The 25,924-nt window shown below is 40.3% G+C and carries 24 protein-coding genes; 5 read left to right on the top strand and 19 right to left on the bottom strand.

From position 1 onward, the window contains the following. Position 1 precedes the first annotated feature (1 nt). The 19 genes from AC1M9P_RS07140 to AC1M9P_RS07050 form a co-directional block, all read right to left on the bottom strand. On the bottom strand, positions 2-646 hold the full coding sequence (locus AC1M9P_RS07140) for a 4'-phosphopantetheinyl transferase family protein (RefSeq protein ID WP_481587157.1): 645 nt from the start codon (positions 644-646) through the stop codon (positions 2-4). A gap of 98 nt (positions 647-744) precedes the next feature. Beyond that, complete coding sequence (gene der / locus AC1M9P_RS07135; protein WP_481587156.1) at positions 745-2,157, bottom strand: ribosome biogenesis GTPase Der; 1,413 nt, start codon at positions 2,155-2,157, stop codon at positions 745-747. A gap of 170 nt (positions 2,158-2,327) precedes the next feature. Then, positions 2,328-3,476 (bottom strand): outer membrane protein assembly factor BamB, encoded by a 1,149-nt coding sequence (bamB, locus tag AC1M9P_RS07130; protein ID WP_481587155.1) that lies wholly within the window; start codon positions 3,474-3,476, stop codon positions 2,328-2,330. Further along, positions 3,476-4,177 (bottom strand): YfgM family protein, encoded by a 702-nt coding sequence (locus tag AC1M9P_RS07125; protein ID WP_481587154.1) that lies wholly within the window; start codon positions 4,175-4,177, stop codon positions 3,476-3,478. The genes bamB and AC1M9P_RS07125 overlap by 1 nt, the downstream gene beginning before the upstream one ends. Positions 4,178-4,206: 29 nt before the next feature. Beyond that, positions 4,207-5,502 (bottom strand): histidine--tRNA ligase, encoded by a 1,296-nt coding sequence (gene hisS, locus AC1M9P_RS07120; RefSeq protein WP_481587153.1) that lies wholly within the window; start codon positions 5,500-5,502, stop codon positions 4,207-4,209. A 3-nt stretch (positions 5,503-5,505) separates the two neighbouring features. Then, complete coding sequence (gene ispG / locus AC1M9P_RS07115; protein WP_481587152.1) at positions 5,506-6,627, bottom strand: flavodoxin-dependent (E)-4-hydroxy-3-methylbut-2-enyl-diphosphate synthase; 1,122 nt, start codon at positions 6,625-6,627, stop codon at positions 5,506-5,508. Between the two features lie 18 nt (positions 6,628-6,645). Further along, positions 6,646-7,446, bottom strand: coding sequence for a helix-turn-helix domain-containing protein (locus AC1M9P_RS07110; RefSeq protein ID WP_481587151.1), 801 nt, complete (start codon positions 7,444-7,446; stop codon positions 6,646-6,648). Then, positions 7,437-8,237: a type IV pilus biogenesis/stability protein PilW gene (pilW, locus tag AC1M9P_RS07105; protein WP_179998933.1), complete on the bottom strand. Its 801-nt coding sequence runs from the start codon at positions 8,235-8,237 to the stop codon at positions 7,437-7,439. The genes AC1M9P_RS07110 and pilW overlap by 10 nt, the downstream gene beginning before the upstream one ends. Positions 8,238-8,293: 56 nt before the next feature. Further along, the gene (rlmN, locus tag AC1M9P_RS07100) at positions 8,294-9,529 is read right to left on the bottom strand and encodes a dual-specificity RNA methyltransferase RlmN (protein WP_481587150.1); all 1,236 of its coding nucleotides are present in this window, start codon (positions 9,527-9,529) and stop codon (positions 8,294-8,296) included. Between the two features lie 122 nt (positions 9,530-9,651). Further along, positions 9,652-10,083 carry a nucleoside-diphosphate kinase gene (gene ndk / locus AC1M9P_RS07095; protein ID WP_035265623.1) on the bottom strand — a complete coding sequence of 144 codons (432 nt, stop codon included), beginning with the start codon at positions 10,081-10,083 and terminating at the stop codon, positions 9,652-9,654. A gap of 109 nt (positions 10,084-10,192) precedes the next feature. Continuing rightward, positions 10,193-10,393 (bottom strand): Fe-S cluster assembly protein IscX, encoded by a 201-nt coding sequence (gene iscX / locus AC1M9P_RS07090; RefSeq protein ID WP_035265625.1) that lies wholly within the window; start codon positions 10,391-10,393, stop codon positions 10,193-10,195. A gap of 111 nt (positions 10,394-10,504) precedes the next feature. Continuing rightward, positions 10,505-11,056, bottom strand: coding sequence for a phosphatase PAP2 family protein (locus tag AC1M9P_RS07085; RefSeq protein ID WP_035265627.1), 552 nt, complete (start codon positions 11,054-11,056; stop codon positions 10,505-10,507). Positions 11,057-11,075: 19 nt separating this feature from the next. After that, positions 11,076-12,347 (bottom strand): glycosyltransferase family 4 protein, encoded by a 1,272-nt coding sequence (locus AC1M9P_RS07080; RefSeq protein WP_481587149.1) that lies wholly within the window; start codon positions 12,345-12,347, stop codon positions 11,076-11,078. 156 nt (positions 12,348-12,503) lie between these two features. Continuing rightward, positions 12,504-13,781: a glycosyltransferase family 4 protein gene (locus AC1M9P_RS07075; protein WP_481587148.1), complete on the bottom strand. Its 1,278-nt coding sequence runs from the start codon at positions 13,779-13,781 to the stop codon at positions 12,504-12,506. A 109-nt stretch (positions 13,782-13,890) separates the two neighbouring features. Next, positions 13,891-14,082 carry a hypothetical protein gene (locus AC1M9P_RS07070; RefSeq protein WP_481587147.1) on the bottom strand — a complete coding sequence of 64 codons (192 nt, stop codon included), beginning with the start codon at positions 14,080-14,082 and terminating at the stop codon, positions 13,891-13,893. A gap of 238 nt (positions 14,083-14,320) precedes the next feature. Beyond that, entirely contained in the window at positions 14,321-15,409 is a 1,089-nt protein-coding gene (locus AC1M9P_RS07065) for a putative phage abortive infection protein (RefSeq protein WP_481587146.1), read from the bottom strand. 242 nt (positions 15,410-15,651) lie between these two features. Beyond that, on the bottom strand, positions 15,652-16,668 hold the full coding sequence (gene ilvC, locus AC1M9P_RS07060; RefSeq protein WP_035265630.1) for a ketol-acid reductoisomerase: 1,017 nt from the start codon (positions 16,666-16,668) through the stop codon (positions 15,652-15,654). Positions 16,669-16,772: 104 nt separating this feature from the next. Continuing rightward, on the bottom strand, positions 16,773-17,264 hold the full coding sequence (gene ilvN / locus AC1M9P_RS07055; RefSeq protein WP_035265631.1) for an acetolactate synthase small subunit: 492 nt from the start codon (positions 17,262-17,264) through the stop codon (positions 16,773-16,775). After that, the gene (locus tag AC1M9P_RS07050; RefSeq protein WP_035265632.1) at positions 17,261-18,988 is read right to left on the bottom strand and encodes an acetolactate synthase 3 large subunit; all 1,728 of its coding nucleotides are present in this window, start codon (positions 18,986-18,988) and stop codon (positions 17,261-17,263) included. Before AC1M9P_RS07050 ends, ilvN begins: the two co-directional genes overlap by 4 nt. Before the next feature lie 554 nt (positions 18,989-19,542). Between AC1M9P_RS07050 and AC1M9P_RS07045 the strand changes: the two genes are divergently transcribed. From AC1M9P_RS07045 to AC1M9P_RS07025, 5 genes are all read left to right on the top strand, one after another. Then, complete coding sequence (locus tag AC1M9P_RS07045; protein WP_481587145.1) at positions 19,543-19,902, top strand: DUF4124 domain-containing protein; 360 nt, start codon at positions 19,543-19,545, stop codon at positions 19,900-19,902. 122 nt (positions 19,903-20,024) lie between these two features. Further along, positions 20,025-22,646: a leucine--tRNA ligase gene (gene leuS / locus AC1M9P_RS07040; protein WP_481587144.1), complete on the top strand. Its 2,622-nt coding sequence runs from the start codon at positions 20,025-20,027 to the stop codon at positions 22,644-22,646. A 243-nt stretch (positions 22,647-22,889) separates the two neighbouring features. Beyond that, on the top strand, positions 22,890-23,453 hold the full coding sequence (locus AC1M9P_RS07035) for an LPS-assembly lipoprotein LptE (protein WP_035270158.1): 564 nt from the start codon (positions 22,890-22,892) through the stop codon (positions 23,451-23,453). A 6-nt stretch (positions 23,454-23,459) separates the two neighbouring features. Further along, entirely contained in the window at positions 23,460-24,446 is a 987-nt protein-coding gene (holA, locus tag AC1M9P_RS07030) for a DNA polymerase III subunit delta (RefSeq protein ID WP_035270157.1), read from the top strand. Between the two features lie 123 nt (positions 24,447-24,569). Next, on the top strand, positions 24,570-25,922 hold the full coding sequence (locus tag AC1M9P_RS07025; protein ID WP_035270155.1) for a MacA family efflux pump subunit: 1,353 nt from the start codon (positions 24,570-24,572) through the stop codon (positions 25,920-25,922). The last annotated feature ends 2 nt before the right edge of the window (positions 25,923-25,924 follow it).

Below are 25,924 nucleotides of genomic sequence, written 5' to 3'. Positions count from 1 at the left end.
TTTAATGTTGAGTGATTTGAATTTGAGGAATTGCAAAACCACGGCAAGAGTATTCACTTCGCCATGCGACTGTCAGCATACAATCCATGACTTCAAAATTCTGATAAGCAAATACCCCTAAGACTGGATGCTCACAAACCCCACCCATGTGTGTGGTATGGGCATTGGTATTCAACTCATTTAAGCTCATGCGGATTCCCATCCCATGTGCCTTCAAAACTGCTTCCTTAATGGTCCAGACTTTAAACCAATAGCGAGTATCAAAATCCAATGATGCCCATATCGCATATTCATTTGGATGAAATGCATGTTTGGCTAAGGCTTCGAATCGAATTGATCGATTCAGCTCCTCAATATCCACACCCAAATCTCGAATGTGATGTGAGGTAGCTAAAGCATAATAATGTTGACTATGACTATGATTAAACTGAAAGTCTGAAAATTCCTTCAAAAAAGGTTTTCCATCTTTTGTTAGGTCAATATCCTCATTTTTTATTGTTCTGTTTAATTTACTTCCTAGTAAGCAGTTGCGATATTGGTAAATCATGTTTTTTCTAAGACTGATTTCTTCTGCACGTGTGATATTTTTAGGAATTTGTAAAAAAGAAGAAATTTTTGAAATATCAATTTGAATATGACGGGTCATAATAGGGTTCTCAATGATTTCATTTATCTTAATTTATTCGCATCATAAAAAAAGCCCAAACTTCACATTTGGGCTTTCTGAACTGAATTTACAATTGATTAACCGCGTTTGAACTTCTTCTCGGCTTTCTTAAACTTCTGTACATAACGACGTTTTCGTGCCGCAGTACGTTCATCAATTTGAGATTTACGACCTTCAAATGGGTTTTCTGAAGTTTTGAATTCAATTTTTACAGGTGTACCTTCAAGTTTATACACTTTACGGAACACGTTTTCTAAGTAACGACGATAGTCAGCTGGTGTTTTATCAACTTTATTACCGTGAATCACAATCGTAGGTGGGTTTTGACCGCCAATATGCGCATAACGCATTTTAATTGCGCGACCTTGAACTTTAGGTGGATGATGCGCATCTGTTGCATCTTTTAAGATCTCAGTGATTTTCGCTGGAGATACTTTCAAACGTGAAGATTCATATGCACGATGAATTGAAGGATAAAGCTCACCCACACCTGTACCATGCAAAGCAGAAATTAAATGGATTTTTGCCCATGGAATAAAGTCAAAACGACGCTCAACATCCAATTTACATTGTTTGCGATCATATTCTGACATATTGTCCCATTTATTGATCGCAATCACCATCGCACGACCAGCTTCAATCGCATATCCAATCAAATGCAAGTCTTGCTCAACAATACCTTCACGCGCATCAACAACAACAACGACAACGTTGGCATCTTTCATTGCTTGTAAAGTCTTTACGATTGAGAATTTCTCAATCATTTCATCCACTTTGCCTTTACGACGAACACCAGCAGTGTCAATGAGCGTATATTTTCGACCATCACGCTCAAATGGGATGTAAATTGAGTCACGTGTAGTACCAGGCTGGTCAAAAGCAACGACACGTTCTTCGCCCAGCAAGCGATTGACCAATGTTGACTTACCTACGTTAGGACGACCAATAATCGCTAGACGAAGCCCAGTATCTTCATCGCGCTGTTCACTTAAGTCATCTTCTGGCACATCTTCAAGCACTTCTTCGAGCATTTGTTGAACACCACGCCCATGGCTTGCAGCCACTTGCATCGGTTCACCCATACCCAACTTAAAGAACTCAACCAATGCTGCCTCTGCATGGACACCATCGACTTTGTTGGCAACTAAAAATACTTTTTTACCGAGTGAACGCAACTCACGCGCAATCTGTTCATCAGATGCTAAAAGACCTGCACGCGCATCAACAACAAAGATGATCATATCTGCTTCATGAATCGCAGTTTTAGACTGCTCTGCCATGTAAGAGTCGATCCCACCTTCGTTTTCGCCGATACCGCCAGTATCTACAACGATAAATGATTTATTTTGATAAACTGCATCACCATATTTACGGTCACGAGTAAGACCGGCAAAGTCTGCAACAAGCGCGTCACGACTTTTGGTAATCTGGTTAAACAGCGTTGATTTTCCGACGTTCGGACGACCAATGAGCGCAATAACGGGTTTCATAGATTAACCTTTAACAAGATCAGCCAACTCAATTGGCCTGAACATCAGAAACTGTGGAAGAAGTTAGACGAATCATCTACTTAAAAATAAAAATGTCGGGGTCTGAAAATTCAACACCCCGAACTTAAAATATGTATTCAGCGACTAGTTTACCATAAGCAGAGAAAAAATTAACGATTCTGCCAAATTGTAAGTGCGCCTGTACGTGTCACTGAGTAAAGCTGATTGTTTACTACACGTAACGAACGTACTTCACCACGCGTTTTTTCGCGACCAACAAGTTGACCATTTTTAGGATCTACAAGGTGGAGTACCCCCTCATAATCACCTACCACTAAATACTGTCCCAACATTACGGGGTTGCTTAATTGACGGTTAAGCAATTGATCATTAGTCCATAATGGCTGACCCGTCACCAGATCAAACGATACAATTTTACCATCTGTTTGCGTGACGAAGACTTGGCGACCTGCAACTTCAGCACGGTTAATACTGCTTGCATCTTCACTCCAAATCACACGTTGTGAAACTAGATCTAGTACAGTGACTTGACCTTGATAGCTGGTGGTTACAACCAATTGTCCTGCAACAATTGGATCTGCATCCACATCAACTAAACGCTGTATATCAGAACGACCATCGCTGACTGCCACACGTCTTTGCATACGCAAAGTTCCAGTGAGACTATCAATTGCGTATACGTATGCATTTGACGAGGCCACTAAAACTGTTCGTGGGTCTAAGCGCACAGGTGAAGCTTGACCACGTAAGCTCAATTGTTCGTTTGGCATACGATAAGTCCACACTTGTTGACCTGTTTTTTCATCCAGACCAAACACCGTACCGTCATTTGCAACAACGATCACTCGACCAGTCTGAATAAGCGCCGCACTCAAAATTGCACCGCTTAATTGCGCAGTCCAACGGATATCACCCGTTTTTTGATCAAGAGCAAACAGCTGACCTTTCTTGTTGCCGACGATTACTAATCCGTTAGCCGCTTCAACACCTGAACTTAAACCAAGCTTTGTAACTTGTTTTTCCCAGACACGCTGCTTATCTTGATATGCAGAAACCTGTCCCTTAGGATCTAAAAAGTATAAAACACCTTGATCATTCGCCATTCTCAAACGCAATGGATCAGCAGCATCCGTCGCTGAAACATTATGTGAAAAAATAGGTGCTAAGCTCACCGATTGCTGAATTTTAGGCAACGGATTAGGTTTCACCTTTTCTTCTTTCACCGTATTGCTTGTACACGCCATTAGTGCACACGACAATGTCGCTAGAACAAAAGAAATTTTATACTTTCTATCCATTAAGACTCATCCGTTTGTATATCTAAAATTGGGCGCTCAATTTCAGGATCTTCTACTAATATGCCAACACTTTCGAGTTTAATTTGTAAGATTTGGCGTTCTTGTTTAGTTGCAATTAAGTTATCCCATGCGCTCTGATAAGCTTTTTTCGCATTTTCAATATCATTCTTAGCAATATAAATATCGCCACGCGCTTCATCTACAGTTGTTTTGAACGCGGGCAAAGTCAAATCAGACAATGTTTTTAAAGCCTCATCATATTTTTTTTGTGCCAGTTGAGCATCTGCTAAACGAAGCTTAATGATGTGTTGTAAACCTTCATCTTTGATTTGAGCATTTTCAATTTTTTTCAATTCACGTTCAGCTTTTGGATAATTCTCTTGGTCATAAGCCAATTTTGCCATTACAAATTGCGTTTGAACCGCATGAATCGAATCAGGATTTTCTTTTACAATTTTTTCAGCAGTTCCATCCAAAGCAGTCGCTACTTTAGGATCAGTTGTTGCAGCTTTCGCTTCATCAACCAAGAGCTGTACTTTAGCAGTCTGTATTTGATCTTCTGCTGCGTTTTTCTTTTTCCAATATTCCCATCCGAAGAAGGCGATCAGGGCAAGAAGAATCAGCGTAATCAACGCCGATCCATATTTCTTAAAAAACGACTTTGCTGTATGCAGTTGTTCTTCGTCAGTCATTGCGCTCATATGATCGCCCTTTCCTTGTGTTCTTAAATTTATTTTGAAGATAGTTTATCAATGATGAACGGCACAATGTCATTGACCGCTACTTGTGTCTGCTCTGCTGTAGCCAACTCTTTGACTGAAAGTTGTTGCGCTTCAGCTTCACGCTCACCAAAGATTAAGGCATAAATTGCACCAGACTGATCCGCTTTTTTCATTTGGCTTTTCATCGAGCCTTGAGAACCAACTTTCAGACGCACTGAACTGCTTGCAGCTTCAAATTGATCTCGGATTTGTTCAGCCAGAACTAAAGCTTTGCCTTGCGTCGCAGGATCTGCAAGTAAAAATACTTCACAATCACGTACTGGTGTATTGTCTTCTACTTGTTCTAAAAGAAGCAATAAACGCTCAATACCCATTGCAAAACCAACCGCAGGAACCGATTGATCTGGTTTACCTTTTAACTGGCCCACTAAACCATCATAACGACCACCAGCACAAACCGTACCCTGTGAACCGAGATGTGTCGTCGTCCATTCAAATACGGTTTTATTATAGTAATCCAAGCCACGAACCAACTTTTGGTTAATGACAAATGAAATACCTGCATCAGTTAGATATTGCTGTAATTGTTGGAAATGTGCCAGCGTCTCTTCACCCATAAAGTCATGAAGTTTAGGCGCATTTTCTAAAATGCTTTGAGTTTTTGCATCTTTAGAGTCCAAAATACGCAGTGGATTCGTTGTTAAACGACGCTGCGAATCTTCATCTAGATCTGGCTTATGTGATTCTAAAAACTCAACCAAGGCTGCACGATAAGCTGCACGCTCATCTGACTCACCTAAAGTATTGATTTCTAATTGAACTTTGTCCGCAACACCCATCCGTTTCCACAGACGCGCAGTCATCAAAATCAGTTCAGCATCTTGATCAGGAGTTGCAACACCAAACGTTTCCACACCAAATTGATGGAATTGACGGTAACGACCTTTTTGCGGTTTTTCATAACGGAACATCGGTCCAATATACCAAACACGCGGTGTCGCACCACGAAGCAAATTGTGTTCGAGCATAGCACGCACACAACCCGCAGTACCTTCTGGACGTAAGGTCAAAGACTCAGGAGGATTACCTTTATCTAAGAACGTATACATCTCTTTTTCAACGATATCCGTTGCATCACCAATAGAACGCTTGAACAAGTTTGTCTGTTCAACCATCGGCAAACGAATTTGTTGATAGCCATAGGCATCCATCAAACCAGATAGATGCTGTTCAAGACGTCTCCAAGCTGGGGTTTGCGTTGGGAGAATGTCATTAAAACCTTTGATTGCGACGATTGAACTCATGATCTACTCAGAAAAACCTGTGCGAATAATCTCTTTTGATTTAGCTTTTTCAAGCTCGTTAACACGTTGACGAACCATATTTTCGATTTCATCAACCAATTGATTTGTGTCAATTAAATGACTCTTTTCACCATTACGATACACCAGTGAACGTGGACTTGCACCTACTACACCAATATCAGCTTCTTTAGCTTCACCAGGACCGTTGACTTTACACCCGATGACAGAAACATCCATTGGAGTACGTACATCTTCCAAACGCTCTTCAAGCATTTGCATCACTTTGATGACATTAAATTCTTGACGTGAACAACTTGGGCAAGCAATAAAGTTAATACCATTTGAACGTAAGCCCAAAGATTTAAGAATATCAAAACCAATTTTGACTTCTTCCTCAGGTTCCGCTGCCAATGAAATTCGCATGGTGTCACCAATGCCTTCCATTAACAATCCGCCCAGTGCAATTGCCGACTTCACCGAACCAGTACGGTAAATTCCAGCTTCAGTCACTCCTAAATGTAACGGGTTGTCAATTTGTTGTGACAACAAGCGATAAGCATCCATCGTCAAAAAGACATTCGATGCTTTCACTGACACTTTAAACTCTTGGAAATCCAAACGATCTAAGATATCAATATGACGCATTGCTGACTCAAGCAAAGCTTGACCTGTTGGCTCACCATATTTCTTTTGAATATCTTTTTCGAGAGAGCCTGCATTGACACCAATTCGCATTGAAATATCGTTGTGACGAGCCGCAGCAACCACTTCGCGAATTTTTGCTTCTGAACCGATATTCCCCGGGTTAATACGCAGACAATCTGCACCCAAATCTGCAACAGCTAAAGCAATTTTATAGTCAAAATGGATATCGGCAACGAGTGGAACTTGCACTTGTTTACGGATTTCTCCAAAAGCAGCAGCGGCTTCCATACTCGGTACAGACACACGCATAATATCTGCGCCAGCATCCACACAACGTTGAATTTGTGCAACTGTTGCAGCTACATCACAAGTTTCAGTATTGGTCATGCTTTGAATACTGATTGGCGCATCGCCACCCACATACACAGAACCTACGCGAATTTTACGTGTTGGTTTGCGTCGAATCGGATTCTCGATCATCGTTTTACCTTTAACCCATTAACGTGATAAACGGAATTCAGCTTTTCCGTTTACGGTATATGGTGACAATGAAATATTTTCATTATTTAAACTTAATGAAACGGCTTGAGCATCATCTAATCGAATTTGGAATGGAGACTGTCCATTCAAACTAATCGCAGTTGATTGGCGTCCAGTTGCTAAAACTTTACCCGTACTGTCCACAATGTGTACTGATGTAGGGCGGCTAAAACTGAGATTCATCGTATCGCCTGATACTGCTTCAGTCGTGCCTGCACCATTGTTTAAGGTCAGAATTTGGACATTATTGGACTGATTCGTATCAGTATTTGACGAATCGCCTTTAGCCGCCCATTTTTGGATTGCAGAGATTAATAACCAAGCCACGCCCAAAATAATTAACGCAATCACGATGCGTTTAATCCACTTGCGATTACGGACGCTTTTCGAGCCAGGAAGTTTCCCCATAATTTTAATTGGAGAATTGTTCAAAGCATGATTTGGCAGTAAACCTGTATCATTTTGATAGATTTCATCAAAACGTTGAATCAAAGCAGAGGCATCAACTTTGAGATACTTCGCATACGAACGATAATATCCCTTAATGAAAGTCGCTTCTGGCAACGATTTGTATTCGTCTTGCTCTAACGCTTCAAGCGTTTTTACTGGCATTTTCAAATCACCAGCAACTTTGACCAGATCACGTTGTTGAGAAATACGGATTTGACGCAAATACTCGCCAGGGCGTTGAATATTTCCTAAAGCATTAGGTGCTACGTTTGAACCAGTAGGTTGCTGTGAATTAGGATTTACTTCCATACGGCCTCAGTATTGAACTGTAATTGCAAATAACGTTGAAATTCTTGACTATTTGGAAATAAAGTACGCAACTGATTCACCAGCACATACATTCCCGTTCTATCACCATTGGCACGTGCGATACGTAAACCAATCCAGAGTGCTCGCGCACCTTGATTTTGCTGGCCAACTTTGAGTACAAATTGCTCATATAGCTGACGCGCGGCAATATTATTCTTTTGCAGATAAAATATCTCTGCTAACTCTATCATTGAAACAGTCGAGTCACGATTGACTTGCAGTGCTTGTTTGAACGTTTTTTCAGCATTCGGTATATCCCCTAGAATGAGATAAATCCGTCCAAGGTTTTCTAACGCACGATGACGTTGGTCATATCCAAGCGTTGCGCCTGCAATTGAAAGCTGTTTAACAGCATCATTATATCGTTTCACTTGATACAAATACGTACCATAGTTGTTACGTGCTTGCGCATTTTTAGGATCAATTGATATCGCACGAGAAAAATAATGATCTGCACGTTGCATGTTGATGTCACTTCCTTCTTGCTGAAGCAACACCCCCATCATCATATTTGCAGTTGAATCGCGCGAATTAACCTCTAATGCCTGATCAAGCACACGTTTGGCAGCATCTAAATTCCCATTCCGAATATATTCAGCCGCCATTTGGGTACGAACTTTCACTGATTTCTCAGGATCCTTTTTGCTCGTATCGCCACTGGTAGTTTGGCATCCAAAGAAAAGCAATCCAGATAAAGCGACTGTCATCGTCATGACTATTTTTTTATACATCGGCTTGCTCAAATGATGCCTCCCTCTTTTTAATCATTCACATCTAAATGATACAACTAGCCTTGTGAACGCATAATTTCATTACGTTCTAGCACTTTTTTCTTCCATTGTTCTGCACGACGAGTACGGTCAGCCACTTGACCAACCAATTGACCACAAGCTGCGTCAATATCATCCCCACGTGTCTGACGAATCGTACACACAAAACCAGCATCAGACAAAGTTTTTTGGAAAGAAATGATGCGATTTCGGCTCGAACGCCCGTATGGTGCATGTGGGAATGGATTAAATGGAATCAAGTTAATTTTACTTGGTAAATTTTTCAACAACTTAATCATCTGCTGTGCATGTTCAGGATGATCGTTGACCCCGTCTAACATGACATACTCAATTGTGACATGCTTACGTGCACTTTCATTACCATCTTTAGTGATGTAACGCTGACAAGCTGCAATGAGTTGGTCTAACGGATATTTTTTATTAATTGGTACTAATTCGTTACGTAACTCATCATTGGTTGCATGCAATGAAATTGCAAGAGCAACATCAATGTCTTGAGCCAATTGATCTATCTTCGGCACAACCCCTGAAGTTGACAGTGTGACACGGCGTTTAGACATTCCATAGGCGAAATCATCAAGCATGATACGCATTGAGTTAAGCACAGCATCATAGTTCAGTAATGGCTCGCCCATACCCATCATTACCACGTTGGTCACAGAACGCTCACGCTCAGCAACTGGCACATCTTCCATATAGGAATAGTTCGCCATCCACAACTGACCAATAATTTCAGCCTGTGTTAAATCGCGTTGGAAACCTTGTTTTCCTGTTGAACAGAACGAACAGTCCAAAGCACAACCGACTTGTGATGAAATACATAAGGTTTTACGCGAACCCGTTTTATCCTCAGCAGGAATCAATACTGTTTCAACCAAAGAACCCGCACCATCACCTACACGAAATACCCACTTACGTGTTCCATCTTTAGAATAGTTTTTAAGCACGACTTCTGGTGCTTTAATTTCACAAATCTTTTCAAGTTTTTCACGTAATTTCCCTGAAATATTAGTCATTTCAGCAAAATCAGTAACGAAGAACTGATGAATCCATTTCATCACCTGACCCGCACGGAACTTTTTCTCCCCCATTTCCTCAAAGAATTTTTCCATTTGCGGACGTGACAGGCCAAGTAAATTCACTTTCTGTACAGTATCAGCCTGCTGTACTTGAACAGTAGTGGGCTGTTGTTCATCTAAATTGACGGATGAAGCGACAACTTCAGAATTCATGAGTATTACCTAAACCATAATGTGGGATAAAAGAACATGCTCAATTTTCAAGCAATAAAATCTTTCAGAAATAAAAAAACCAGATAAGCAGTATAGCACTTATCTGGTTTGAATACTGCGAATTAACGAGTACGTGGAGCGATCTCAGTTTGAGCGAAGAAGTAGTTAACTTCACGATCAGCAGATGCTACAGAGTCAGAACCGTGAGCAGCATTTTCGTCGATGCTTACAGCGAAGTCAGCGCGGATTGTACCTGGAGCAGCTTCTTTAGGGTTAGTAGCGCCAAGGATGTCACGGTGAGCAAGAACTGCGTTTTCACCTTCAAGAACTGATACAACAACTGGACCAGAAGTCATGAACGCAACGAGGTCAGCAAAGAAACCACGTTCTTTGTGCTCAGCATAGAAGCCTTCAGCTTCAGCTTGAGTTAAATGTTTCATTTTAGTCGCAACGATTTTAAGACCAGCTTTTTCGAAACGAGCAAAGATGTCTCCGATGTGGTTTTTAGCAACTGCATCTGGTTTAACGATAGATAAAGTACGTTCAATAGCCATGATTGGCTCCTTTAGTCAAATTGACATGAAAATTTTGGCGCATTATACCGAATAATGCGCGATTATCTGCTTTTCGCGTGTAAAAAAATGGTTTTTTTCGATCGATGAATTATCGAGCTTCGTCAATCCAAGCCATTTGAATTGCTTCTAACAATCCTTCTGTTGATTTGTTTGGATCATCTTCGAACTCTGGAAGCGCACAAACCCATGCATGAAGATCAGTAAAACGGATCCATTGTGGATCTACATCTGGATGGGCTTCATACAGTTCAATTGCGATATCAAGGGTGTCTGTCCAACGTAAACCCATACTTATTCCTAAATCATCTTTGGTAAATTCATGGCTTAATTTTAGCAAAAAGCAAATCAAGACGTACAATTATATTGCTTTTGTACGCCTTATCATGCAATCAACTTACCCTCACAATATGATATTCAATGCTGGAGCAGCTAAGATAATACCACTCGCAACCGTCGCCCCAATTAAGGCTCCAACTAAAACATCAGTTGGGTAATGCAATCCCAATACCATGCGCGACAACGCAACCAAAATGGTAAATGGCATCATCATCACCAGCAAGACAGGCTCTACATAACCCAATACGATTGTTGCCATTACTGCATGCAATGTATGACCAGAAGGAAAACTAAAATGATCTAGTGGTCTTTCGCCAATATGAATAACTTGGTGAACTTGGTATGGTCGTGGACGTACTGTTTTTGTTTTTAAAATTTTATAAATCAGCGTACCTAACGAAGCAGCAACAACAATATATAAAATTTGAATAGTGTATTGCGGTCCTTGCAGTAGCCACACCAACGCCACCATCATGTACCAAAAAACTCCATCTCCGAGCCGACTAATAATTTTAAATATGAGTGCAATACTTTGTGTATGCGATAGATTATTGAAATAGAGACATCCTCTTAGATCAAGATCAAGTATTTTTATTTTGGTATTTTTAAAATTCATTTCACTCTACTCCTATCGTTCAAGCCATGAGCGTTTTCTGCTGCACGACACGATAAAATGCATGTTCGAGTTGTTGAACTGGATGTTGCCATCCGACTTGTTGTACTTTTTTCATTGCTTGCATCCCCATTGCATGCAAGCGTTTGTTTTGGGGCAGATTAACAATATATTGAATCAAGGTTGCAGGCTCACCCAAAGGTGCTAACCATGCTGTTTCCGCATCTAAATACTGCTTAGCACAAGCATAATCATAAGCAACGACAGGCAATGCACTCGCCATCGCTTCAAGCACGACATTGCCAAATGTCTCTACTTGACTGGCAAAAACAAATACATCTGCGCTTGCAAAAGATTCAGCAAGATTTGTACCACTTAAGCTTCCAGTAAAGATGATATCGGTATGTTTGCTTTGACGAACCAAACGCGAATAATCGGGCCCATCCCCCACGATGACCAACTTAAATCTGCGCGTTGTTTGTGTTTTAAGTTTTAAATAGGCATCAATTAACACCTGAATTTCTTTTTCAGGTGAAACACGACCAACATAAAGTAGCACAGTTGTATTTTCACAAGCATCCCATTGTCGTCTGAGTTGCACACTTCGAAAAGTAGGTGAAAACTTTTCAACATCCACCCCAGTTTTAATCACTTCAACTTGACATGTAACACCAAAGTTACGTATCGCATCAGCCGAGTCCTGACTTGGCACACAGGTCAATTGCGTATTGTTATGAAACCATTTGAGATAGTGCTGAATCGGCTTGACCATAAAAGCAAGATCATAAAACCGACTAAAGTCATGAAAAGCAGAATGAAAACCACTACTCACAGGAATCTTTTTGTTTTTTGAGAGCTGAAGTACCGCTAAACCTAATGGTCCTTCCGTCACGATATGCACCAAATCTGGTTGAAATTCATCAAATGCTTTAGCCACTTTGCCATACTGTGGCCAGCCAAATTGCATATGGGCATACTTCGGAATGGTTTGACCATTCACCAAACACTCACGGTTCGGTGAAAATTCCGAACATATTTGTTTTTGTGAAGGTCGTACCAATAGAATTTTGTGACCAAGTTTCTGTAGACCTTTGCAAATCTGTAGTAAAGACAATGAAACACCATTCAGTTCTGGCGGCCATGTCTCCGTAACGACAGCTATTTTTAATCTAGATCGCCCCAATTGCTCAAGCACCGATACATCCCGATCGGAGTTTTGATTTTTAATTTTTAGCCTCTGGTGATCATATTGCGTTGTCGATCTAGGCAATACAGTGTCCATGATTCCCATCATCACACCTCTTTTGTATTTTTTTCATACTTTTACTTTAGAGATGGATCATTTCATTATGATGATGATTTCATTAAATACTTGTCATAATTAGAATAGATGACTGATTCACCGACCACCCTCAAAACACCCGACAAGAAACTACGAATTCAAAATAATTTAGTGAAATAAAGTACGATGCACAGCAAAAAATAACGCTTGCTCAAAATCAATAACAGGTTTCAACCATCCTGTTGCAGCAACTGCAAGATGCGCTTTCTCACCCATTATTTTTAAATCGGGTTGATTCAATGTTGCTGTCATTGCTCGTTCGAACATATCTAGATCACCTAGAGGGATCAGCCATCCCGTTTCATTGTGCACAACATGCAGTTTGGCACATGCATAATCATAAGCCACCACAGGCAAGCCACTTGCCAATGCTTCAAGCGCGACATTTCCAAAGGTTTCAACTTGACTTGGAAAGATAAACACATCTGCACTGGCATATGCACAAGCCAAGTCTTCGCCAGTCAAACTTCCCATAAAAATAATATCGGGATGATGACCCGCAAGGGCTTCAAGCCTTACTCGATCTGGCCCATCTCCGACAATTACCAATTTATTATAATGCTCAACCTCACCTTTCTTTTTCAAAAAAGTCCGAATAATCTGGTCTACTTCTTTTTCAGGTGACAACCGACCAACGGAAATCAGCACTCGTGTATGCTCATTTGCAGTCCATTGCTCTCTGAGCAACTCCGATCTTTTATTCGGATTAAATAATTGGATATCAACACCTCTCCCCACCACCCTTAACTCACCGCTTACTCCCATTTGTTTTAAAGCATGCTGTGTATCTAAACTTGGCACACAAGTCACGTCTGTCTTATTGTGAAACCATGTTAAATACTTTGAGATAGGTTTAACGAGAAAAGGAAACTCAAAGTACCGACTAAACTCTTGAAAGGCAGAGTGAAAACCACTTGAAACAGGAATATTCTGAGACTTAGCCACCATTAGACTCGCAAATCCCAATGGTCCCTCTGTCACAATATGTACAACATCTGGCTGAAATACTTCAACCGCTTTTGAGATTTTAGAAAACTGTGGCCAACCGAACTGTAAGGCGGGATATTTCGGAATCGCCTGAGCATGCACCCAACACTCCATATCAGGTTTAAACCGTTTACATTTCACTTTGGGTTGAGGACGTATTAACAAAATTTGATGACCTCGCTTCTGCAAACCCAGACATAAATTCATCAGTGAGTTTGCAACACCATTAATCTCTGGTGACCATGTCTCAGTCACAATGGCAATTTTTAATTGAGGATGTCGCTTATGCTGATCAGCATCAGGAAGAATAATAAAATCCTCAAATGACGTATTTTTTTTGATATCCAATAATTCAAAGAGTTTTTTTTGTTTTATTACTTGCATGTTTAGGAGTGCCATCATCACACCTTTTATTAATGTTATCCCTAAAATTTAAAAGAACATAATTTCAATATGATGATGGTTTCATGACAGCCTTGTCATAAGGCTCATTCAGATTTTCACATTTTTAAGGCTCTTGCTCTTGAACACGATCTACATCGCTGCCTAGCTCATTCTCTTGCTTTTGACCAGAGTTAACTGGTGGTTCTTCAATCCGTTTTTCCAAGTTTTCTCGTTGAAGTGCTACAGAGGATTCTGATGATGTCCGATCTTCTAATTGTTTAGTTTCTTGTTCAGCATTAACTGCAACTGGTTTCAAACTGCCTTCAACAATTGTATAAACCTGTCCATTAGAAAAATCGATGTGTTGCTTATCACCATGTAACAGTGGAAATCCAACGATTTGCTCGTCATGCTCTGCACGGTTAATTTTTTGTTGAACAGAATCATAAATCCAGTAAATAAAACGACGATCTTGAAGCGTTTTATTCTATGCCTTATTTTAGTAGATGGAAAATAATGTCTGATTTAAAATTGATATTAAGCGATCATTTTCCTTATCTCTCTAAAGTTGGCACAACGTAATCAAAAATATTTTCTTTTAGGATTCTTACTTTTCCTGAACTGTCTTTTTCCAAGGAAATACCGATCCCTTTTGGATACGATTCAGAGAATAGATAAATTTTCTCTGAATCTATTTTAATTTTTTCAACCCTTTGATCAAGTAAATTTAAATGTGTGAAGCATTTTTTTTGAGTTGACCATACACAAGCTATATTTGGACAATCATCGCCATCACGAACATAAAATAAATTATGATTCTCTCCTTCTATGAGGCGTTCACGCTTAACTTCAATAGAATTATTAGCAATATTTCGTAAAACTTCTAAAAGATTATTTTTTTTAATTTCGTCAAAAATCAAATTCTTACTAAAATTAATAAAAGCTCTATTTTGACCAAAAGCATTAATTTCATAATGAGTAGCCACACTCAGCAATAGGGATGTTTTCATTAAACATGTGTCATCATATAAAGACATATGCTCAAAAAATTCAAATTTTTCAATTAAATCCTTATATCTATGAAAATTATGTTCTTCAGTATCTAAAAAACAATTTATTAGCAATAGTTGTAAAATTTCATCCGGTATAAGGCTTCTAACAATATTTGCATATTTCTTTTTAGTAATTTCATTAGACAAACTTGTGTCTATATGTTTTAAAAGCTGATATAAAAATATAAAAAATACCGAGAAATTATGATCATCAATAATTAGTTGTCTTTTTCTATCGTTTAAATCGTATTCTGCAAATATTTTTTTATTAATTTCCTCCACTTTCATAGGATATAAATAATTAATTTTATTTGATAGTTCAGATATTAGATTCGTGAATAAATTTTCAAAATTCTGAAAATCTTGGGATTTTTGATTTTCTCGTATAGTCCATAAAACTCCTATAAAACCAAGAAAAGCAAATAAAGGATTGAGTAAACCACCAAAGTAATCTCCAACGGAGCCCCACTCCGATACATCTTTTGAAATATCTAAAATAGAAAAATTAGCAACAAAAATTGCCAGCAAAAAGAAACCATATAGGATCAGTCCCGCAATTATTTTCGAAAAATTACTATTATTTTGATTCATAAAATAAAACCCCGCTTTCGCAGGGTTTTATAGCATAAAAATCAGCTAGATAAGAAAATTTGTTTTCTCTTGATCAACGATTTTGTTCGCTTAAATCTAAAGTATGAAAAATAAGGTAAAGCACTGCCTTGCCTTACTTTGAGGTGCACAATTTTAACTAACAATATGAACCATTTTGCAGGACACAAAAAGCCCACTCATTTTGAGTGGGCTTTCGCATTCAAATCAGATGATTCGAGAAATTAGTTTTTCTCTTTATCAACGATTTTGTTTGCTTGAATCCAAGGCATCATCGCACGCAATTTAGCACCAGTGACTTCGATACCGTGAGCAGCGTTTTGACGACGACGAGCAGTCATAGATGGGTAGTTCAATGCACCTTCTTGGATGAACATCTTCGCATATTCACCAGATTGAATACGTTTAAGCGCATTACGCATCGCTTCACGAGACTGTTCATTGATTACTTCAACGCCAGTTACATATTCACCGTACTCAGCATTGTTAGATACAGAGTAGTTCATGTCCGCGATACCGCCTTCGAACATTAAGTCAACGATCAATTTAAGTTCGTGTAGACATTCGAAGTAAGCCATTTCTGGCGCATAACCAGCTTCAACAAGAGTTTCGAAGCCCATTTTAACCAATTCAACAGCACCACCACAAAGAACTGCTTGCTCACCGAAAAGGTCAGTTTCAGTTTCTTCACGGAAAGAAGTTTCGATAATACCTGTACGACCGCCACCAACACCTGAAGCGTAAGAAAGCGCAAGATTACGTGCATTACCAGAAGCATCTTGGTGAATCGCGATAAGATCAGGAACACCTGAACCACGTTGATATTCAGAACGTACAGTGTGACCAGGTGCTTTTGGAGCAACCATGATTACGTCTAAGTCAGCACGTGGAACAACTTGGTTATAAAGAACAGAGAAACCATGAGCAAATGCAAGAGTAGCACCTTGCTTGATGTTTGGCTCAATTACATCACGGTAAAGTTGAGCTTGGAATTCATCTGGAGTCAAGATCATTACTACGTCAGCTTGAGCTACAGCAGCAGGAACTTCAGCAACTTTAAGACCAGAATTTTCAGCTTTTTTCCAAGAAGCAGAACCAGCACGTAAACCAACAGTTACGTCAACGCCAGAATCTTTAAGGTTAAGCGCGTGAGCGTGACCTTGTGAACCGTAACCAATGATTGCTACTTTCTTAGATTGGATGATAGATAAGTCGCAGTCTTTATCATAAAAAATTTGCATTGCTGTCTCCGCTAAAATGCTTTGGCTTCCGTTTGATTAGCGAATGTTAATGTGGTTCGCCAACCCCCTCCTCTCGGAGGAGGGAAGAATTTGTTAATAAAAAATTAGATTGTTAAAACTTTTTCGCCACGTGCGATACCAGACACACCTGAACGCACAACTTCAAGAATGGTATTTTCTGCCAACGCATCAATAAAACCATCAATTTTCTCAGTTGTACCCGCGATTTGAATCGTGTAAGTCGTTGGTGTTACATCCACGATTTGTCCGCGGAAGATATCTGCTGTGCGTTTAATTTCAGCACGCGCAGACCCCAATGCTTTTACTTTGATTAACATCAATTCACGTTCAATGTGTGAACCTTCAGAAAGGTCAACCACCTTAACCACTTCAACAAGTTTGTTGAGTTGTTTTGTGATTTGCTCAATCTTGTGATCATCACCATAAGTCGTCAATGTCAAACGAGACATTGTTGGGTCTTCTGTTGGCGCAACGTTCAAAGTTTCAATGTTATAGCCACGTTGTGAGAACAAACCCACTAAACGTGAAAGCGCGCCAGATTCGTTCTCAATGAGAACAGAGATGATATGTCTCATGCTGTGCGCTCCCCTTTAGATAACCACATATCTGTCATAGATTGACCCGCGATTAACATCGGATAAACATGCTCAGTACGGTCAACCATCACGTTGATGAATACACATTTATCATTAATCGCCATTGCTTCTGCAAGCTTCGATTCAAGCTCATCGGCATGATCAATTTGAATACCTACATGTCCGTAAGCTTCCATCAACTTCGCAAAGTCAGGCAATGACTCAACATATGAACTTGAGTGACGACCTTCATAATTCATATCTTGCCATTGTTTCACCATACCTAAAGCACGGTTGTTTAAGCACAAGATTTTAACATTTAGGCCATATTGCTTACATGTTGAAAGCTCTTGGATACACATCTGAATGGATGCTTCACCTGTAATACAAACAACTTGTTGGTCAGGGAATGCAAGCTTAGCCGCCATCGCATATGGAAGACCAACACCCATCGTGCCTAAGCCACCTGAGTTAATCCATTGACGTGGACGTGTGTATTTGTAATACAACGCACCAAACATCTGATGTTGACCAACGTCAGAAGTGATGATTGCTTGGCTGTTCGTTACTTTATCTAAAGCTTGAACAACTTGTTGAGGTTTCATCGTACCGTCAGTTGGTTTTTCATATTTCAAACCATGAACCTGACGCCACTCATTGATTTGTTTCCACCAATCCGCAATAGCTTCAGGGTTCGGCTTAGAAATATTCAGCTGTTTTAATTGCGCTAACATTTCTTGAAGAACTGGCTCTACCGCACCCACGATTGGGATATGCGCCATGATTGTTTTTGAAATCGTCGCAGGATCGATATCAATGTGAATCACTTTCGCATTTGGACAGAATTTTGCAGGATTATTGGTTACACGGTCATCGAAACGCGCACCAACACATAGAATCACATCAGCGTGACCCATGGTCATGTTCGCTTCATATGTCCCATGCATACCCAACATACCAATAAATTGAGGATCATTACCAGGGAATGCACCTAGCCCCATCAATGTATTGGTTACTGGATAACCCAATAGATGTGCTAATTCAGTCAATAAATGTGATGCATTGCCTTGAACAACACCACCGCCCGTATAAATAATAGGACGTTTAGCATTGATCAATTCATCAATAGCTTTGCGGATCTGACCAGTATGACCACGATGTGGCGGCTGGTAAGAGCGCATTTTTACTTTTTCAGGATATTCGTATGCAAATTTTTCAGCAGGGTTTGTTGCATCTTTTGGAATATCAACAACCACAGGACCTGGACGACCTGATGATGCGATATAGAAAGCTTTTTTAATAACCGCTGGAATTTCACTCGCATGACGCACTTGGAAACTGTGTTTCACGATTGGACGAGAAATACCAACCATATCCGTTTCTTGGAATGCATCTTCACCAATCAAATGGCTTGCAACCTGACCAGACAAAATCACCATTGGGATTGAGTCCATGTAAGCTGTCGCGATTGGTGTCACAGTGTTAGTCGCACCTGGACCCGAGGTCACCAGTACAACACCTGTCTTACCTGTTACGCGCGAGTATGCATCTGCCATATGACCAGCAGCTTGCTCATGACGCACGAGGTAATGATTAATTTTGTCTTGTTTGAATAGCGCGTCGTAAATGTGTAAAACTGCGCCGCCTGGATATCCAAAAACATGTTCAACGCCTTCGTCCGCCAATGCGCGAACAAGCATTTCACCACCAGATAAAAGTTCCAACGTATTCACCCTAATCTTATTTCCACGACGGTTATGGGAGACATAAGTCGTGTTTCATTCATTCGTTTGTATGCACTGTTATAGCACACATATTTCATCGTTTTTGCTGCAATAATAAAATTTTTCGATCACAACCGTTTGAGTTGCGACTGCATATTCAACATGTTGGGATAAACATATTTCTGCTATTTCATTGTCTCGGCTTAGAGACAACGTTATTGCAAGCCATGATATTTATTCGAAGGGTGATCGAACAAAACATATAAAACTAGAGCAGCATTTTTAGTTTTTTCACGACCAAAGTCAAGGTTTGCCGAAACCTTTTTATTGTTTATTTACCAACCGATTATTTTTCAAACGATAACTTTTGGTTGGATGATTTATAAAAAAAATTTCAAACACTTATTTTTAATATTTATATAAAACAATTTATACGCAAAATGATTTTTTTGATTAAAATAAAACCAATTAATCGTCATCAGTATCCAGCAAAATGCTGCGATATAAACGTGTAAAAGAACTCACTCCCCTCATATTTCTTTATAGGTGAAGTCATGAATTCACTAGCATCATCTTTAAAACTTTCTTGTTTAGCATCAACGGTTGTTTTCGTTTCTATTTATTCATCTATGGTGCAGGCAAAAGAATATTACAAATGGGTCGATCAAAATGGTTCAACCCACTACACCACTACCCCGCCACCAAAATCAGCAAAAAAGAAAGGTAAAGTTGAAACATATGGTTGGAAAGCACCAACAACATCAGTCAATACCAATACAAATCCGAGCGAAGCTCCTCAAACCTCACAGACTCAAACGATACCAACGCAACAGCAAACAAACGGTGCTTCAAATACTGAGTCACAAAACACAAATGCTGCTCCATTAAGCGAAACTCAAGTTTCAAATGAGTGAAATTGTCTTTTTGATCTTAATTTAAGTTTTGCATCCATTTTCAGTCTGTAAAATTCACTTTTAGGTGCTTTTTGCGCTATGCTGTGCGCTAAATTTTTTAACCGTTCTCTTGTATTACGTATATGACTACTCACATTGACTCTGAATACCAAGCCAGTGCGATTGAGCCCCAAGTTCAACAGGACTGGGAATCTCGCAAAGCCTTTAAAGTTGCCGACACTGTAGAAGGTCCACGTCGATATATCCTCTCGATGTTCCCTTACCCAAGTGGCAAACTGCATATGGGTCATGTACGTAACTACACGATTGGTGACGTGATCAGCCGCTTCCACCGTCTCAAAGGTGAAACTGTATTACAACCTATGGGTTGGGATGCGTTTGGTTTACCTGCTGAAAATGCTGCGATTGCACACCAAGTTGCACCGGCAAAATGGACCTTCGAAAATATCGATTACATGCGTAATCAGCTTAAAAAATTAGGTCTTGCGGTGGATTGGGATCGTGAATTTGCAACGTGTACACCAGAATATTATCGCTGGGAACAATGGTTATTTGTTCAACTTTATAAAAAAGGCTTAATCTACCGTAAGCTTTCAACGGTAAATTGGGACCCTGTAGACCAAACTGTACTTGCAAATGAACAAGTAGAAAATGGTCGTGGTTGGCGTTCAGGTGCATTGGTAGAAAAACGTGATATTCCAATGTACTACTTCCGCATTACCGACTATGCGCAAGAATTACTTGATGACTTAGACACACTCAAAGACGGTTGGCCACAACAAGTCCTTACGATGCAACGTAACTGGATTGGTCGCTCACAAGGGATGGAAATCACCTTCCCTTCAGCGAACCCAGACGTTTATGCAGATGGTTTAACAGTATTTACCACACGTGCCGATACCTTAATGGGTGTGACTTATGTTGCAGTTGCAGCAGAACATCCAATGGCATTAAAAGCTGCGGAAAATAACCCTGAACTTGCTGCATTTATCGAAGAATGCCGTATGGGTTCAGTGGCAGAAGCTGACCTTGCAACTGCTGAGAAAAAAGGCATGGCAACAGGTCTTTCTGTGAAGCACCCTGTAACAGGCGAAGAAGTTCCTGTTTGGATCGCAAACTATGTTTTGATGTCATACGGTTCAGGTGCGGTGATGGCGGTTCCATCACACGATGAACGTGACTTCGAATTTGCCAATAAGTATGGCTTAACCATTAAGCAAGTCATTGATGCGAAAGGCGCTGATGATAATGATTTTGATGCGAAAGAGTGGCAAGAATGGTACGGTTCAAAAGAAGGTAAATTGGTCAATTCAGGCGAATTTGACGGTTTAGACTTCCAAGGTGCATTTGATGCGTTCTTGGCAAAACTTGAACCACAAGGTCTTGCGAATGTAAAAGTTCAATTCCGTTTACGTGACTGGGGTGTATCTCGTCAGCGTTATTGGGGTTGTCCGATTCCAATGATTAACTGCCCAACCTGTGGTCAAGTGCCAGTTCCTGAAGATCAACTTCCTGTTGTACTTCCAACTGACGTTGTACCTGATGGTTCAGGTAACCCTCTCAACAAGATGCCTGAGTTCTATGAAACGAAATGTCCAAGCTGTAACGGTGATGCACGTCGTGAAACAGATACGCTGGATACATTTGTAGAATCATCTTGGTACTATGCACGTTATGCATCTCCAGACTTTACTGGCGGCATGGTAAAACCTGAAGCAGGTCAAACGTGGTTGCCTGTAAACCAATACATCGGTGGCGTTGAACACGCGATTCTGCATTTGTTATATGCACGCTTCTTCCACAAATTGATGCGTGATGAAGGCGTGGTACAAGGTAACGAACCATTCACCAACTTGTTAACGCAAGGTATGGTACTTGCTGATACCTATTACCGCGAATCTGAATCAGGTAAAAAAACGTGGTTCAACCCTGCTGACATCGAACTTGAGCGTGATGAAAAAGGTCGTATCACATCTGCAAAATACAAAGGTGATGGTCAAGACGTTATCGTTGGCGGTCAAGAAAAAATGTCGAAATCGAAAAATAACGGTATCGACCCACAAGCGATTATTGACCAATACGGCGCAGATACTGCACGTGTATTTATGATGTTCGCTGCACCACCTGATCAATCACTTGAATGGTCAGATGCAGGTGTGGAAGGTGCAAACCGCTTCTTAAAACGTGTATGGCGCTTGGCAACTGGTTTCCTTGAACAAGGTAATACTGCATCAGCGATTGATAAAGCTGCGCTTTCAACTGCGGCTCAAGACTTACGTCGTAAGACTCACGAAACCATCCAAAAAGTGGGTGATGACATCGAACGTCGTCATGCATTTAACACTGCGATTGCAGCGATGATGGAACTTCTGAATGCGAACAATAAGTTTGAAGCGAAAGATGACAACGATGTTGCTGTTGCACGTGAATCTATTACAACGCTTTTAACTTTGCTTGCACCATTTGCACCGCATTTAAGTGAAACGTTATTGGCGCAGTTTGGTATCGAGTTAAATGCAACATTATTCCCTCAAGTGGATGAATCTGCATTAACACGTAATACACAAACCATCGTGGTTCAAGTGAACGGTAAGCTTCGTGGCAAACTTGAAGTGCCTGTCGATGCATCGAAAGATGACATTCTGGCGCAAGCAAAAGCATTGCCTGAAGTACAACAATTCTTAACAGGTCCAACCAAGAAAGAAATCGTTGTTCCGAATAAATTAGTGAATTTGGTGGTTTAAGAACCTTAAAGCCTCACTGAGTAAGATATAAAGCACAGCTTTAGATCAAAGCGCAAGAAAGGGAGGTTTGGAGGGATTTAATCTCCCTTGCGAAGCATTGCTTCTCACCTCTTTTAAAAGGAGGGGAATATAAGGATTTCACAATTCCCAAACAAAGCCCGTTGCCAGTCAACGGGCTTTGCACATACAATCAGAATATTCAAAATTTATCCTGCGTCTCAGGAAATACACAGAGGATCTACAATGCATTTGAGCAAACGTTTAGCTATTGCTGTTCTAACTTTAGGCTTAAGCGCAACTATGGTCGGCTGTGGATTTCATCTAAAAGGGACCAATCCAACTTCAACGCCACTGGCTTATACAAAGCTTGAATTGGCACTCCCTGCCAATACTTCAGATTTAGAGCGTAAACTCAGTGTTTATCTCACTGCTGCAGGTGTGCAACTGAGTAATTCCAACGATGCATATGTATTACGTATCATCGACTATAAGCCAATTCGCCATGAGCTCAACGGCAAACTCATTGAAGTTCTACTCAGACTTTCTGTGACTTTCCAAATCGAAGATCGTCAAGGTAACTTGGTGACAAAACCTCGAACTTTAACTGCGACACGTACATATCAATATAATGTTGCAACCGTGAACACAGATGATCAACAAAATAAATATCTCAGTGAAATCTTAATTGACGATGTTGCTCAACAGATCTCTCGTCAAATTGCTGCAAACCGTCTGCCAAAAGCAGAAGCAAATGTACTGTTACCTGTGCAACAAACTTTTGAACCTACTGCCTCTGAAAATCCGTAACTCAGAATGAAGTTAGATTATCTACAAGCATTAAAACGTGTAAACGAAGCACGTGGTGCATGGGTATTACATGGTCAAGAACCTTTACTTGAGCAAAATCTTTTAGATGCTTTCCGTCAAAGTTGGATCATCAATCACGTGGAAAGAGAACGCTATGACATCCAAAGCGTTGCTGATTGGAAAAATGTATTTAATGCACTCAACAGCCTTTCTCTTTTTTCACAAAATCTCGCAGTAGAGGTCCATGGCAACATTAAGCCAGATGCCAATGCGTTAAAGTTACTCAAGCATTATATCCAGCATAATGAACACAACTTGTTGTTGATCATTATGCCTAAGCAAGATAGCAGTAGCTTAAAGTCGGCGTTTTTTCAAACGATTGAAGCCAATGGCGTCTTGGTTCCTCTTACAGCAACTTATGCGCAAGATCGTCAGCGTATACTCAGCATAGAAGCTGATAAAATTGGGATTCAACTGAGCCAAGATGCATGGCAATGGCTCGAAGTCCACCACGAACATAATTTATTGGCTGCTAAAAACAGCTTAATGCGTCTGGCAGACACGTTCCCCGATGTACAGCATCTTGAAATGCAACATTTGCTCGAATGCTTACAAGATCAATCACGCTATACCACTTTTGACTTAAGCGATGCATTAATTTCAGGCAACCTAAGTCAAGCGATCAAAATATACCAATATTTAGTCGAAGCTGGCGAACCACACAGTTTAGTATTATGGACGGTAAGCAAAGAAATGCGCTTACTGATGCAACTTTTTGAGCAACCACAAAATGCATTACAACTCGGCATCTGGAAAACCAAAGTCAGTCTTTATCAACAAGCCTTGAGACGTCTTAATCCCAAGCAATTTCTCACATGGCCACAATTGCTATTAAGAATCGATGCTGCCATCAAAGGCAAAAATAATGAAAATCCAGAACACCTCATGCAACAAGCCATTGCTGAATTATGTGGAAAAACCTTGTTTGCTTAGTTAACGAGCAAGGTCTATTTATAACTATAAAAATGATTATTGATTTTATTTAAGAAAAATACACTTTTTATCCTTATTTCATCATTATAATTCGCTTAATTTCCGTCATTTTTCAATATCGCCATGCAAAAAATAAAACCAACGAAATTGATTATCATCGCGATCATTACGATTGCAGCTATCGCTTTAGCTTGGTATTTCTTTAAACCTAAAGATGAGCAACCTCAGTTTATTACCGCTGAAGTGACACGTGGTGATATTGAAAACTCTGTCCTTGCAACAGGTGTATTAGAAGCGACCAAAATGGTTAGCGTTGGTGCACAGGTTTCAGGTCAGGTGAAAAAAATGTATGTGCAATTGGGCGACCAAGTCAAACAAGGTCAACTGATTGCTCAAATCGACTCCGTTCGTCAGGAAAATGATCTAAAAACAGCTGAAGCCAGCATTAAAAATCAGTTGGCTCAATTGGCAGTCAAACAAGCAAATCTGACTAAAGTTGAGGCGGAATATAATCGCCAAAAAGCCATGTATGCCCAAGATGCAACTTCTCGTGCCGAATATGAGTCCGCATTAGCAAGTTATAAAACTGCTCAAGCCGATATCGTCGCGATGAATGCTCAAATCGAGCAATCTCGATTGTCACTGGCGACGACCAAAGAAGATTTAGGCTATACCCGTATCGTTGCTCCGATGGATGGCACAATTGTGGCAATTGTGACTGAAGAAGGTCAAACAGTGAACGCGAATCAAAGCGCGCCAACCATCGTGAAATTAGCAAAACTTGACACCATGACGGTTAAGGCTGAAATTTCTGAAGCAGATGTTATGCGTGTTGAGGAAGGTCAAACTGTTTATTTCACTACTTTAGGTAATAGCGAGAAAAAGCATTACGCAACACTGCGTCAAGTTGAACCTGCACCTAACTCAATCAATACAGAAACCAACAACTCAAATTCATCTTCATCAAGCACAGCTGTGTATTACAACGCTCTATTCGATGTTCCTAATGAAGATGGAAAATTGCGTATTGATATGACTGCTCAAGTTTATATCGTGTTAGATGAAGTAAAGAATGCACTGACTATTCCATCTTCTGCTGTTCAAAGCTCTAATCGTCCTGCTCGCCAGCGTGGTGCAAATGCGGGTTCCAATGCTCAAGAACGTAATGAACAAGCTCGTGGTGAAGGGCGTGCCGAACGTTCATCAGCTGATCGTCCTAAGCGTTTAGAATTAACCGCTGAGGAAAAGAAATTAGTCGATCAAGGTAAAGCTTCCATGGCTATGGTACGCGTACTTCAAGCAGATGGCACAGCCAAACCGACCCCTGTTCTTATCGGTCTAAATAACCGTGCAACAGCACAAGTTTTACGCGGTTTAAAATTAGGCGATAAAGTTGTAATTGCGGATGGCTCTGATTCATCAAATGACTCAGCTAAACGTGGCGCACGTGGTGGCGCTGGTCCAATGAGAATGTAATT

It is taken from the genome of Acinetobacter sp. 25-47-122 (assembly GCF_056779695.1).
Note: the sequence above shows the minus strand (reverse complement) of the source record. Positions and strands in the feature narration are given on the sequence as shown.